The sequence below is a fragment of the uncultured Lutibacter sp. genome (assembly GCF_947493565.1).
GTDB lineage: Bacteria > Bacteroidota > Bacteroidia > Flavobacteriales > Flavobacteriaceae > Lutibacter > Lutibacter aestuarii.
This window is the reverse complement of the sequence record NZ_CANLRG010000013.1, coordinates 11,905-26,543: the sequence shown is the minus strand read 5'-3', so window position 1 is coordinate 26,543 and position 14,639 is coordinate 11,905. Positions and strand designations below refer to the sequence as shown.

9 protein-coding genes are annotated in these 14,639 nt (G+C 30.8%); all 9 read right to left on the bottom strand.

The features are described 5' to 3' along the window. Positions 1-10: 10 nt before the first annotated feature. Entirely contained in the window at positions 11-1,015 is a 1,005-nt protein-coding gene (gene gap, locus Q0714_RS13640) for a type I glyceraldehyde-3-phosphate dehydrogenase (protein ID WP_298266001.1), read from the bottom strand. A gap of 28 nt (positions 1,016-1,043) precedes the next feature. Next, entirely contained in the window at positions 1,044-2,030 is a 987-nt protein-coding gene (pfkA, locus tag Q0714_RS13635) for a 6-phosphofructokinase (protein WP_298265999.1), read from the bottom strand. A gap of 162 nt (positions 2,031-2,192) precedes the next feature. Next, positions 2,193-3,554 (bottom strand): alpha-amylase family glycosyl hydrolase, encoded by a 1,362-nt coding sequence (locus Q0714_RS13630; RefSeq protein ID WP_298265997.1) that lies wholly within the window; start codon positions 3,552-3,554, stop codon positions 2,193-2,195. Between the two features lie 2 nt (positions 3,555-3,556). Beyond that, complete coding sequence (locus Q0714_RS13625) at positions 3,557-5,638, bottom strand: glycoside hydrolase family 97 protein (RefSeq protein WP_298265995.1); 2,082 nt, start codon at positions 5,636-5,638, stop codon at positions 3,557-3,559. Between the two features lies 1 nt (position 5,639). Further along, a complete protein-coding gene (locus Q0714_RS13620) occupies positions 5,640-7,298 on the bottom strand; it encodes an alpha-amylase family glycosyl hydrolase (protein WP_298265994.1) in 1,659 nt (552 codons plus the stop codon). 5 nt (positions 7,299-7,303) lie between these two features. Beyond that, positions 7,304-9,682 (bottom strand): TIM-barrel domain-containing protein, encoded by a 2,379-nt coding sequence (locus Q0714_RS13615; RefSeq protein ID WP_298265992.1) that lies wholly within the window; start codon positions 9,680-9,682, stop codon positions 7,304-7,306. A 5-nt stretch (positions 9,683-9,687) separates the two neighbouring features. After that, positions 9,688-11,550: a glycoside hydrolase family 13 protein gene (locus tag Q0714_RS13610; protein WP_298265990.1), complete on the bottom strand. Its 1,863-nt coding sequence runs from the start codon at positions 11,548-11,550 to the stop codon at positions 9,688-9,690. Positions 11,551-11,566: 16 nt separating this feature from the next. Beyond that, the gene (locus Q0714_RS13605; protein WP_298265988.1) at positions 11,567-13,873 is read right to left on the bottom strand and encodes a glycoside hydrolase family 65 protein; all 2,307 of its coding nucleotides are present in this window, start codon (positions 13,871-13,873) and stop codon (positions 11,567-11,569) included. Between the two features lie 106 nt (positions 13,874-13,979). After that, entirely contained in the window at positions 13,980-14,639 is a 660-nt protein-coding gene (gene pgmB, locus Q0714_RS13600; RefSeq protein ID WP_298265986.1) for a beta-phosphoglucomutase, read from the bottom strand.

The window sequence follows — 14,639 nt, the reverse complement described above, 5'->3', positions numbered from 1 at the left end:
ATATTTTAAATTATTTAACTGAATAAATATATTCTGCTAAATCTACTAATTTAGTTGAATACCCAAATTCGTTATCGTACCAAGATACTAATTTAAAGAAATTATCATTTAAAGCAATACTTGCTTCAGCATCAAAAACACTGGTTCTTGGTTCTGATACAAAATCTTGAGATACTACAGCTTCATCAGTATATCCTAAAACACCTGCTAAATCATTCTCAGAAGCAGCTTTTAAAGCAGCTTTTACCTCTTCAAAAGTGGCTGGTTTTTCTGTTCTAACAGTTAAATCTACAACTGATACATCAGCGGTTGGAATTCTGAAGGACATTCCTGTTAATTTTCCGTTTAATTCTGGAATTACTTTACCTACAGCTTTAGCTGCACCAGTTGATGAAGGAATGATATTTGTTAAAGCACTTCTACCACCTCTCCAGTCTTTTCTTGAAGGTCCATCTACGGTTAATTGTGTAGCTGTAGTAGCGTGAACTGTGGTCATTAAACCTTCAACAATTCCAAAGTTATCATTAATTACTTTTGCTAATGGAGCCAAACAGTTTGTAGTACAAGATGCGTTAGATACAATCGTATTATCAGCTGTAATTTCTTTATGGTTAACACCCATTACAAACATTGGAGCATCAGCTGAAGGAGCTGAGATTGCTACTTTTTTGGCACCTGCTGTAATGTGTTTTTGCGCACCTTCTAAGCTTGTGAAAATACCTGTGCAATCTAAAACGATTTCTGCTCCAATTGCATCCCATTTTAAATCTTCTGGATTACGTTCAGCAGTAACTCTAATTTCTTTACCATTTACTACTAAATTCCCATTACTTACTTCTACTGTTCCATTAAATTTTCCGTGAACAGAATCATATTTTAATAAATATGCTAAATGATTTACATCTAATAAATCATTAATCCCTACTACTTCAACGTTTGGTCTGCTCATTGCTACTCTAAAAGCAATACGTCCTATTCTTCCAAAACCGTTAATCCCTATTTTTACTGTTGACATTTCTTATTATTTTTATTTATTATTCAATCTATACTGAAGTTATTTCAGCTACTTTTAGTAATTCTTCGTTAATATCGTGGTTCATTTTAATGGCTTTATTCAAGCCAACTGTTGACACTTCATTATTAGTAATACCAACCATTACTCCTGTAGATCTATCTAGTAAAGCTTCTACTGCTGCAACTCCTAATCTACTAGCCAATACTCTATCAAAACAACTTGGAGAACCACCTCTTTGCATATGTCCTAAAACCGATACTCTTATATCATAATGAGGAAAATTATCATTGATATAATCGGCTAATTCAAAAACATTTTTACCAATTTTATCTCCTTCAGAAACCACCACAATACTTGATGTTTTTCCTTTATCTTTACTTTTCTTAAGAGAGTCTACCAAACGTTCTAGTCCTAAATTCTTTTCAGGAATTAATATTTCTTCCGCTCCAGCTCCAATTCCAGAGTTTAATGCAATAAAACCAGCATCTCTTCCCATAACTTCAATAAAGAACAATCTGTTATGAGAACTTGCAGTATCTCTAATTTTATCTATAACTTCTACAACTGTATTTAAAGCTGTATCGTAGCCAATAGTGTTATCTGTTCCGTAAATATCATTATCAATTGTACCTGGAATTCCAACTACTGGAAAATTATATTCTTCGATAAATTTTAATCCTCCTGTAAAAGTTCCATCTCCTCCAATAAGAACTATTGCTCCTATACCAGCTTCTTTTAAATTTTGAAAAGCCTTAGCTCTTCCTTCAGTTGTTTTAAATTCTTGAGATCTTGCTGATTTTAAAATAGTTCCTCCTTTATTAATTATATTACTTACATGGCGTGCTGAAAGCGTTTTAAAATCACCTTCAATCAGTCCTTGATATCCTCTATAAACACCTACACATTCAATTCTATAATAAGTACAGGCTCTAACAACGGCTCTAATTGCTGCATTCATCCCCGGAGCGTCTCCTCCTGATGTTAAAACTGCGATCTTTTTTATTGGTTCATTCATTAGTTAAAATTATAGTTCAAAGTTACTTTTAAATGGTTTTTTTTCCTACTAAAAGGACTAATATTCACTAAAACGATTTCGTAGTAATCGCTAAAAAAAGGAAGTAAAATAACTTCCTTTTTAAAATTGTAATTAATTATTTATCAGAATTTTACATTCATTTTAATCAATTAAAATTTTATATTCCCATGCTTTTAAAGTTTGAGTTTTATCTTTTGAAAAAGTCACTTTTTCATTAGTAAAATAATCTACAGAGACCCCTTCTTTTTCCGTTGTAAAAGCCACCTCCATTTTTGATAAATTAGCCATAAAAGTAATTTTATCTTGACCTTTTTGTCGTGAAAAAATTAAAATATCCTCAGGACTTGAAGTTTTAATTTTAGTATATGAAGCTGCATTTTTACCTCCATGCAATGCTTGATTACTAAGTTTTAATTCAGCTAACTTTTGCATTAGTGGCCAAACTTTTCCTTTAGTTTTAATAATCGTATCTTTTTCAAAGAACAACAATCTTTTATCCATATCATACTCTTGTCCACTATAAATTAGAGGCATTCCTGGCGCACAATAAGCTAATGCTAACATAACTTCTGATGCTGCTCCCAAACGTTCTTTAACCGTACCATTCCAGGAGTTTTCATCATGGTTAGTTATAAAATTCATCAAGATATCATCAGATTGATACATGGTGTCTATTTGAATCATCCTATCATCCCAATTTTTTACATTCTCTTTTCCTTGAGCTATATGGTTCATTTTATGATGTGTATCCCAACCATACGCCATATCAAAAGCATTTTCCATTAAATTAGGCTCCCAAGCTTCTGCCAACATAAATATTGGTTTTACTTTATTTAATTCAGCAACCGTATGTTCCCAAAAATCAACAGGAACCATTCCAGCAACATCACACCTAAACCCATCAACATCAAGCTCTTCCACCCAGTATTTCATATCTTTCAGCATTTCTGCTCTCATTTCTAAATTATCATAATTTAAATCTGCAACATCTGTCCAATCAGTCCCAACCGTATGTGTAATTTCACCCTTTTCATTTTTAGTATAATATTCAGGATGTTCTTTTAACCAAACGTGATCCCATCCTGTATGGTTTGCAACCCAATCTAAAATTACATACATTCCATTTTTGTGAGCAGTTTTAATTAAATTTTCTACATCAGTAATCTCTCCAAATTCAGGATTTACTTTAGTATAATCTGAAATTGCATAATAACTTCCTAAAGTACCTTTACTCTTTGTAGTAGAAATTGGATAAATAGGCATTAACCAAATAATTTTAACTCCTAATTCCTTTAATTTAGGAATGTCTTTTGTAAACTCATTGAACGTACCTTCAGGAGAATATTGACGGATATTGGCTTCATAAATAATAGCTGTTTCTAAATCACTATCTGAAATAGGTTGAAGTACTTCGTTATTATTTTCTGTTTTTTGCTCTTTTTTTGTTTCTGGTTTACAAGAAACAAACATTGCTAATGCAATTATTAAAAGTGTTGTTCTCATTATTATTGTTTTTTTGGTTTTAAACTAATTGCAAACCCACCTCCTTCAGCTAATTTTAAATTTAGTTTAGATTGATTTGTAATTTCTTTATTTTGAATTATTATATCGGTTGGATTATTATTCCAATGTGCTTGTTCACCGTCTTTATAAATTGTTGCTATATAAGTAATATTTGGGCTTAAAAAATTAAAATCAATAGTTAATTCCCTTGAATTTTCATCTGTAATTCCACCTACATACCAATTTTCAGAATTTCTTTCTTTTCTAGCAATAGTAACAAATTCTCCAATTTCACCATTTATCACTTTTGTTTGTTGCCAATCTACACCAACATCTTTAATGAATTGAAATGCTGGATTTCCTTCATAATTTTCAATTAAATCGGCAGCCATTTGCACTGGACTATAAATAACTACATACAATGCTAATTGCTGTGCTATGGTTGTATTTACCTGATTCTCTTTTTTCCATTTATTGAACTTAATATCAAAAATTCCTGGAGTATAGTCTATTGGCCCAGCCAACATACGTGTAAATGCTACAATTGTTAAATGCTCTGGAGGATTACCTCCATCACTTGCCCAAGCGTTAAACTCCTGTCCTCGTAATCCTTCTCTAGAAATAGTATTTGGATACGTTCTGCGTAAACCAGTTGCTTTAATTGGTTCATGTGCGTTTATTGCAACTTGATACTTCGCAGCTTTGATTATTGCATTGTTGTACTGATTCACCATATATTGTCCATGATGATATTCTCCTTTTGGTAAAATTTTTCCAACATAACCAGTTTTTACAGTATGAATTCCTAAATTTTGCATTAAAGCATAAGCAGTGTCTTGTTGTTTTTCGTAGGTTTGTGTTGCAGCAGAAGTTTCATGATGCATCATTATTTCTACCCCTTTTTCTTTTCCATAACGAACAACTTCTTGCAAATTATAATCTGAATACGGTGTTACAAAATCAAAAACACCTTCACGGTCTTCAAAACCAATCCAATGTTCCCAACCTGTATTCCATCCTTCAACCAACACAGCTCCAATGTTGTTTTTTGAAGAAAAATCAATATAAGCTTTGGTATTTTCTGTTGTTGCTCCATGTTTTCCAGAGGCCATATCCCAAGATGATTTCCCTAAGTGCATTTCCCACCATATACCAGTATACTTGGTTGGCTTGAACCAAGAGATATCGCTTAATTTATTAGGTTCATTTAAGTTAACTATAAGTTTTGACTCTATTAAATCACCTGCTGTATCAGTTATTTGGATTGATCTCCAAGGCGTTTTAAAAGGTACAGTTCTCTTCACTTTATAATCAACATTTTCAGAACCTACTAAAACACTTTTCATCTTATAATTTACAGTATCAACTTTTAAGGTCATCCCTGAATAATCTACTAAAGCAGCTTCATGAAAACTTACATATAAACCTTTATCCGTTTTCATGGTTACCGGAGTGTTTACCGCATTTTCTGGAATATAAGTTTGAGCTAAATTGGGATGTTCTGCTTTGCCTTTAGCATTAATTTCAGAAAAGTTAGTCGTATTATATAAGTGTTCATAAATATCCCAATCTCCAGGAATCCACCAAACTTTATGATTTCCTGTTAAGTTAAACGCTGTATTTTCTTCTGTAATAAAGACTTCTTCTAATTTTTTTTGTTTGGGAATTTCGTATCTAAAGCCTACCCCATCATCATATATTCTAAAAACAATGTTTAATTTTCTATTTAACTCTGAAGTTTCTTGAAGTTCTACTTTAAGTTCATTATATTTATTTTCAACCTCTTTTTGCTCCCCCCAAGGCATTTCCCAAGTTTCATTAAAGCTACGAATGTTTGACCTTATAATTTTAAAACCTGTTTTAAACGGAGGGTTATCTTTTAAATCAAATCCTAAGGTTGACTTCTTTATTACCTCTTCATTTTTATAAGTTACCCAATAAGCTGGCTCTCCATTTTCTAATAATTTAAATTCAACCTTAATTAATTTATTTGGGGAAGAAACTAGTATGTTATTTTTTTGTTTACCTGTACATGATAAAAACAATGCACAAAAGCATAGTATGCTTATTTTTATATATTTCATCTTAAATTTTCTTTTCAAGTAATACCATTGTATATGGTGTGATTAGTGTTACTTTATTATTTTTTACTTCCACTTCAGTATTTGAATAAAAATCTATCAGTTTTGTTCCGTTAGCAAAAGTATCTTCAACAAATAATTCTTTCTTACCTACTTGCAAATCAATCCCTACAACCACACTATCATTAAAATTATTTTCAGAATACGTTCTTTTAAAAACATACGGTTGTTCAGAAATCATTTTATGAATTCCTGCACCAATACTAGGATGTTTACTTCTAAATTTTCCTAATTTTTGCCAATGAGCTAAAATTTCTTTTGTTTTTTTGTTGGTTGAAATGTCATTCCAATTCATATTAGATCGCAAAGTAGCATCTCCTACTGTTTCTTCAATAATTAAAGAACGAGCAGTTTCATCTCCATAATAAATTTGAGCTCCTCCAGGACTTAATAATAATTTTGTGGCAGACTCTAAAGGTTGTTCTCTTTTAGCATCATAAGGAGAACCATCGTCATGTGAACTAATATAATTTAAAACTCCATAGCCTTTTAGTTCATTATTTAATATTGAAGAATATCTTGAAAAAATTTCTTCATAGGTATCTTGAGCAGCATTCCACTTAAATTCAAAATTGATAGAACTTTGAAACGCCTTGTTAAAATAATCCACTTTTTTATCTCCAAAATCAAAATATCTGCCTCCGCTTATTCCATAATTATAGACTTCAGCAACTAAGTAAAAATTATTATTATCCAATATTTTATCTGGATTGTTAATTTTATAATTTTCAAAAGCATTATCACAAACTTTTTTAAAATCTTGCCAAACATCTTCTTCAGTATGCTTAACTGTATCGGCTCTATAACCATCAATTCCATAGTCTGTTATATAATCAGCCAACCATTTCATTATATAATATTTTGGAGCTCTTGGGTAGCCTGTTTGTTTAAAAAAGGCTTCTAATTCTGCCATTTCTTGTTCATATCTACCCTCTTTTTTCCATTTTTCAATTAAATGTGGTGGTAAGTTAACATCTGTATTACTTTCCGTTTTTATATCTGGTAAATTTTCAACCAAAGTGCATTTTACAGTAGATTCATATCCTTGATAGGTACATTGAGGGGAAGTTCTCACCCAATTTTTAGGCCAAACAGTATCTACTTCGGTAACAGGACCTGTATGATTAATTACAGCATCTAAAACAATTCTGATTCCATGTGCATGAGCAATTTCAACAAGCTTTTTTAAATCTTCTTTTGTTCCAAAATTAGGTTCTAAAGAAGTCCAATCTTTTGTCCAATACCCATGATATGCATATGTTAAACCGGTACCTTCATCTGTGGCTCCATGAATTTGTTCATAAACTGGTGAAAGCCAAATAGCATTTACACCTAAGTTTGTAAAATATCCCGCTTCAATTTTTTTTATAATACCTTTGATATCACCTCCTTCAAATCCTCTTAATTTTCCTGCTTTTTGGGTTCTGTTAAAATTAACATCGTTGTTAGTATCTCCATTAAAAAACCTATCGGTTAACAAAAAATACATAGTCACGTTTTCCCAAATGAATGGAGTTTCAACCGCTTTAACAACTTGTTGAGTACTGTTTTTACAACGTATAAATGAAATTAATAAAATGAAATAAAGTATATATTTTTGCATTTTAATTAGAGTTTTATTTGAATTATTTTATTTGAAGAATTAGTTATTTCAATGGGAATAAACAATATTTTATTTTCAGCGTTCCAAGTAAAATTATATCCCTTAATTTTTTTTGGCTTTTTGGAAACATGATGTACAATCAAAGTTATTTTTTTCTTTGTAAATTGATAATTAACGCCTCTTTCTTGTTTAATTTTGATTGTTAAATTGCCTTTTTTATAGTTGCTTTTGAAATGAAACATCTCATACATTTCTTTTTCATAAGCATTTGGTGTTTCACCATCATCATTATACAAGTTACTTTCACTTTTTGTTACTTCTTTATCAAAATAAAAATGCAAATTAAAAGAGTTTAAATTATACTGCTTTGTATGTTGAATTGGGTTAATAATTGGAATAAAAGCTCCACCACGGACATAGGTTGGAATACTTTCTTTATTTAATGAAACTATTTTAGTCTGCCCTCCCTTAACCTTCTCTTCTGTATAAAAATTAAACCAATTTGAATTAGAAGGAAAGTACACTTCTTGTTCTTTTAAATTAGGTTTTATTACAGGACTTATTAAAAAATCATTTCCCCACAAATACGCTTTATCATTTATTAAGGAACTTCTATTATTTGATTTCTCAAATAATAATGGTCGCATTAAAGGCAGTCCCTTTTGATTGTTTTCAAAAGCTAGTGTATAATTATAAGGTAATAAGCTATAACGTAACTCTATAGACTTTTTGGCTAAAGCTTTAGTTTCAGACTCTCTAAATACTGGCTCTGAAGGAACTGCTTCTTGTGCATGTGGGCGATAAATAGGTTGAAAAACACCGTATTGCAACCATCTAGTATACAATTCATCATCTAAATTATCACCCGCAAATCCACCTAAATCAGAATGCATATAACCCAAGCCTTGCATTCCCATTTGCAATGCAATTTCTACTTGAGACTGCAAGCCTCCCCAAGATCTGTTTACATCACCAGACCAAGGTATTAATCCATAGCCTTGAGAACCTGAATAACCTGCTCGCATTAAAATAAATGGTCGTTGATTAGGAAATTCATTTTGATAACCCTCATAAACTAATTTAGCCCAATTATGACCATAAATATTATGAACCTCATCAGCAGTTCCTGTTGCATGCAATAAATCTGAAGGATGAACTTCAGGTTCACCTAAATCTCCCCACCAACCTGCAACACCATAATTGGTAAACTTTTTATAAATATTCCAAAACCATTGTTTCCCTTCAGGTTTAAAAATATCTATAATTCCAGTGTTACCAAAATAAAAATCGTAGGTATATGGTTTTCCTTCGTTAGTTTTTCCTAAAATATCCTTTTCAACAGCTTCTTTCCATTTATTGGAAGTTGTTAAAATAAAAGGTTCTGTTATTAATATCGTCTTAACTCCTTTTTGTTTTAAGTCGGCTATCATCCTTTTAGGATTGGGAAACGAATCTTTATAAAATTCGAAATTCCCCATAGTTCCTTTAATGTCTTTTCCAAACCAATATAAGTCTAAAATAACAGCATCCACTGGAATTTTTTCTTCTCTAAATTTATCAATAGTGGTAGTGACTTCATTTTGAGAATGATAGCCAAATCTGCTAGAAAAATTTCCTAAAGCCCAACGTGGAATTAAAGGCTGTTTTCCTGTTAATATAGTATATTGTTCAATTAAATCTTCCCAAGAATTTCCTGCAATAACTTGATAGGTTTTTCTTCCTGAAATAGTTTCATACTTTAACGAATTGTCTTTATTACTATCTAAATCAAGGTAACCAATAGGAGCATTGTCAAAATGAATAGCATATAAATTGGAAGAAAACACTAAAGGCATAGTATAGTTCATTAATTCAGAATGCGTTTCATAACCGTAATGCGCCCTATTGTATAATTGCAATCTATATCCTCTTCTATTCATTCCTAAAGCACGTGCACCACCTCCGTACAAAACTTCATCAGTTGTCAAATTAAAATCTAACGTTTGAAACTCTTTACTATTAAGGAATCCTTTCCGTTCAGAAATTAGAGGCTTATTTTTATAAGAATATGAAATTTGAAAAGGTGATTTTACAATTTCAACAGCTATCCCTTTAGTAGAGATTTTTATTAAATTTTTATTAGAAGTTACTTTAAATGTTACATTTGAAGGTTTTAAAACTACCGCATGTGAATTAGGTAAAAACTCTTCTCCTTTTGGTATAAAAGAGGTTTCAATAATTTTATTTGAATAAGGTTTAATCAAATAAAAACCATCAGTTGTTGAAATTTTAATTTCTGAACCTAACTTTTCTAGTTTTATAAAAACCCTTGTTGAGTTTTGCGCACTCACACACCAACATTGAAGTAATAAAAATACTAGTATGTTTAATTTAATTAACTTCATTTAAGTTACATTTTAGTAGTTAAAATTGTAATACCTTTTGAGTTTAGCTTCAAAGTTTTTTGCCAAGTGGTGATTTTTCCTGAGACAATGTTTTTTAATTTCCTACCTTGTAAGCTTATTTCGTTAAATCTCTCTAAATTTAATTCAACAGGAGTTTCATTTTTATTTAAAATAACCACTAAAGTTTCATCTTTTTTAACTCTAAATAACACATATACACCATTTTCAGGTCCAAAATGAACTGTTTTTCCACTATGAATGGCCTCGCTATTTTTTCTATAGTTTAATACCTTTTTCAAAAAAGATTGCATTTCGGTTTGATTTTTAGTGAGGTTTTTTCCTGTAAATGCATTTACTTTATCACCTTTCCAACCTCCTGGAAAATCGGTTCTAATTAAACCGTGATCACCTGGTTTTGCGGCATCACTTAAAAGTACTTCTGTTCCATAATAAATTTGAGAAATTCTAGGTAACATTAACAAATATCCCACTGCCATTTTAGTTTTTGCAAAATCTTCTCCTAACTGTGTGTAAATCCGACTCATATCATGATTGTCTGGAAAAACCATCATTGTGTTTGGTTTTGAATATGAAAAATCGTTTGCCAAACCTTCATATATTTTCACCAAACCAGTACCCCAAGTTTCGTCTTCATTTAAACCATCAACAATTGCTTTTTGCATTGGAAAATCCATTGTTGAAGTTAAGTTAGAACGATATCCGTCCTTATTTTCAGCATCTTTTTGCCAATAACCCACCAATAACGGGTTGGTGCTCCATTCTTCTCCTACAATGCTAAAGTTTGGATATTCTAACATAATTGCCCCAGCCCATTGACTCATAAATTCTTTATCTGGGTACGGATATGTATCTTGACGAATACCTCCTAAATTCAAAGTTTCAATCCACCAAATACTATTTTGAATTAGATATTTTGCTAATAATGGGTTGTTTTGATTTAAATCGGGCATTGCTGAAACAAACCAACCTTCATTCATAAGTCTTTTATCAAACTCTGAAGCATACCTATCTTGATTGGTTGTTCTTCGATGGTTGGTTATTACAGTAGTTCCTTGTAGAAATTCTTTTTGAAAATTAACCCAATTACTGGTAGGTAAATCTTTCATCCACCAATGTTCACTTCCAATGTGGTTTTCTACCTGATCCATTATTAATTTTATTCCTTTTTCAGTTGCTTTTTTTGATAAAGCAATATAATCTTCCAAAGTACCAAAACGTGGATCAACTTCATACAAATCGGTTATAGCATATCCATGATATGAGCTTTGTTTCATATCATTAATTAAAACTGGGGTTGACCAAATGGCCGTAAATCCCATTTTTTGAATATAATCTAAATGATTTGTAATTCCTTTTAAATCGCCTCCATGACGTGCATAATCATCTTTTCTATTGATGGTTATTTCACGAAGTCCTTTTACTTTATCATTAGAAGTATCAGCATTGGCAAAACGATCTGGAGTTATTAAATATATGGCATCAGAACTGTCAAAACCCTCTCTATTTTTTGAGTTTTTTGTTCTCTCTTTTAACTCATATTCATATGTAAAGTTATTTCGCCTGCCTTTTTTTGAAAAGGATATTTTAAACTTTCCTAAAGATGCTTTTGAAATATCAAAATTTAAAAATAAATAATTCTTATTTTCAGTTCTTTTCACCTCAATTAATTGAATATTTGCATGATTTACTGATGGTGTATAACTCGAAATATTCTCCCCATAAATTAGCAATTCTAATTGAGGTTCATTCATCCCAACCCACCAATTAGGAGGCTCAACTCTTTCTATTTTTTGAGCATATAAAGAAAATCCTAAAAATAATAGTATTAGGAAACAACTATTTTTCATAAGTTTTAAATTTAATTTAAACTGTAACTAATTGGTTTGAAGGAATTAAAATTTCATTATTATTAACAAGCATTTTAATTTCATTACCAGATTCATTAAAGAACTTACATGCTGTTTGACTTTTATAAACTTTGATAATACTACCTCTAAAGTTTATTGTAAATGAATACGATTTCCATTCCTTAGGTATTTGTGGATTAAAGGTTAACTTACCATCATCCCAAACACGCATTCCTCCAAAACCTTGTACAATAGACATCCAAGTTCCTGCCATACTTGTAATATGACATCCTTCATGAACTTCATGGTTGTAATCATCTAAATCTAAACGAGAAGTTCTTACATATTGTTCATACGCTTTAGGCATACGATCTATAGAAGCTGCTAATATTGAATGTACACAAGGTGATAGAGAAGATTCATGAACAGTTAAAGGTTCGTAAAAATCGAAGTGACGTTCCACTTCATCTTTTGAGAATTTGTTTTCAAAAAAGAATATCCCTTGGAGTACATCCGCTTGCTTGATATAACATGAGCGTAAAATACGATCCCAAGACCATTTTTGGTTAATTGGTCTATCGCTGATTGGTAATTTATCAACAGAACTAATTTCTTTATCTAAAAAACCATCTTGCTGCAAATAAATATTTTTTTCAGCATCAAAAGGAAAATACATATTTTCAGCTACTTTTAACCATTTATAGGTTTCTTCTGCCTTTAAATTGGTTTTGTTAATAATTCTTTCAAAATCATCTGGATAATTATGTTTTACCTTATTTAAACAATCAACCGTATATTCAATACACCATTTTGCTAAATAATTTGTGTAAAAATTATTATTTACATTATTTTCATATTCATTAGGTCCTGTAACACCTAAAATAACATATTTATTTTTAGCTTCGGAAAAATTAGCTCTTTGATGCCAAAAACGAGCAATTGCTATCATTACTTCTAGCCCATTTTTTGGAATGTATTCAAAATCTTGCGTATAATTTACATAGTTATAAATACCATAAACCATGGCTCCATTTCTATGAATTTCTTCGAAAGTTATTTCCCATTCGTTATGACATTCTTCACCATTCATAGTTACCATTGGATATAAAGCTGCTCCATTAGTAAATCCTAATTTTTCGGCATTTTCAATAGCTTTATCTAATTGATTGTAGCGATAAAGTAATAGATTTTTGGCCACACTGGCATCTTTTGTTGCCATATAAAAAGGAATACAATATGCTTCTGTATCCCAATAAGTACTGCCTCCATATTTTTCACCAGTAAAGCCTTTTGGTCCAATATTTAGACGTGCATCGGTACCCATGTAAGTTTGGTTTAATTGAAAAATATTAAAACGGATTCCTTGTTGCGCTTTCACATCACCTTCAATAATAATATCGGCGGTTTTCCAAATATTTTTCCAAGAATCAATTTGACTATTTAAAAGTTGTTGAAACCCTATTTGTTTAGCTTCGGTTACGTTTTTAAATGCGGCATCTAATAATTCTTCATTCGAATGGTTTAATGAACTTACGTAACTACCATATTTATAAATTGTTGCAGTTTCACCTTCTGAGATATTCAACGTATAAGAATATGTAATTGATTTTTCTTCAATTAATGTTTGTTGGGGAATCTCAATAGGTTTTTCATTACTCGTAAATGAAACTGCCATTGCAGTAGCAACATGAAATTCTGTTTTTAACGTTTTTGAAAGAATGGCTCCTTTATTTTCTTCTGGTGAAATTTGAAGAATTTCCCAGAAAAATTCATCATAATTAGCATCTTCATTTACAATACCTGCATCTATATAAGGCGAAAAACTAATTTCTCCTGAAAAATTTAAAGGTTTAACTGTGTATGCTATTGCTCCAACTTCGTTATACTTTATACTAATAAATCGTTTCGTACAAACTTCAATTTGTTCACCTGTTGGAAGTTTTGCCACAAAAGAACGACTTAGCCAGCCTTCTTTCATATTTAGCTCTCTTTTAAAATTAGAAACTTTACAAGTGTTTAAATCTAATTTTGTAGTGTTAATTTGAATGCCAATTCCAATCCAATTTGGAGCATTCAGTACTTTTGCAAAGTATTCTGGATACCCATTTTTCCACCATCCAACTCTTGTTTTATCAGGATAATAAATTCCACCAATATAACTTCCTTGAAAAGTGTTTCCAGAGTAATCTTCTTCAAAATTTGCTCGTTGTCCCATGGCTCCATTTCCGATACTAAAAAGACTTTCTGATGCTTCAACATTTTCAGCACAAAAACCTTCTTCTATAATGGACCATTCATTAGGAATAATATAATTCTTATTCATTTTATCACATTTTATAATTCCTCTAAAAGCGGAATTTTTAAAATTTGTTCTATTAATCTTTTTTAAATTGACAATTGATGTTTATTCAAAAAAAATAGAAATAACTTTAGTTGTTAATTAATTTTTTTAAAAACTCAAGAGAAAACCCTGTCATATCTTTAAATACAACATCGGCTTTATTTAATATTTGTTGATTTCCAATACCAACACATGTCATTTTCGCTAGTTTTGCAGCTTCTACACCAGCTATGGCATCTTCAACTACAATACAGTTTTCAGGTGCAGTTTTTAATTTTTGAGCAGCTATTAAAAACACTTCAGGATTAGGTTTAGCTTTAGACACGTCATTACCATCAACTAATGCTGTAAACCTTTTTAATAAACCTACTTTTTCTAAAATTAGTGGAGCATTTTTACTTGCTGATCCTAAGGCATATTTAATTTGATGTTCATCTAAAAAATCTAATAAATGAAGTACTCCAGGGAGAATTTCTTCTGAAGTCATTTGATGGACATACTCTAAATACTCTTCATTTTTTTTAATCAACATCGATTGTTTTTCATCTTCTGTTAATTCAATATTTCCTATATTTAATAAGATTTCTAAAGATTTAACTCTACTTACTCCTTTCAATAATTCGTTATGCTTTTCAGTAAACTCAAAGCCTAAAGATGTTGCTAAATTATGCCAAGCTAAAAAGTGATATTTTGCTGTATCTACAATTACGCCATCTAAATCAAATATAAATGCTATTTCTTTTTTCAT

Bases quoted from the DNA above. Each gene is read 5' to 3' on its own strand.
- Q0714_RS13625 (WP_298265995.1), bottom strand. From the start codon at position 5,638: ATGAAATATATAAAAATAAGCATACTATGCTTTTGTGCATTGTTTTTA.
- Q0714_RS13620 (WP_298265994.1), bottom strand. From the start codon at position 7,298: ATGCAAAAATATATACTTTATTTCATTTTATTAATTTCATTTATACGT.
- Q0714_RS13605 (WP_298265988.1), bottom strand. From the start codon at position 13,873: ATGAATAAGAATTATATTATTCCTAATGAATGGTCCATTATAGAAGAA.
- pfkA (WP_298265999.1), bottom strand. From the start codon at position 2,030: ATGAATGAACCAATAAAAAAGATCGCAGTTTTAACATCAGGAGGAGAC.
- Q0714_RS13615 (WP_298265992.1), bottom strand. From the start codon at position 9,682: ATGAAGTTAATTAAATTAAACATACTAGTATTTTTATTACTTCAATGT.
- pgmB (WP_298265986.1), bottom strand. From the start codon at position 14,639: ATGAAAAAAGAAATAGCATTTATATTTGATTTAGATGGCGTAATTGTA.
- Q0714_RS13610 (WP_298265990.1), bottom strand. From the start codon at position 11,550: ATGAAAAATAGTTGTTTCCTAATACTATTATTTTTAGGATTTTCTTTA.
- gap (WP_298266001.1), bottom strand. From the start codon at position 1,015: ATGTCAACAGTAAAAATAGGGATTAACGGTTTTGGAAGAATAGGACGT.
- Q0714_RS13630 (WP_298265997.1), bottom strand. From the start codon at position 3,554: ATGAGAACAACACTTTTAATAATTGCATTAGCAATGTTTGTTTCTTGT.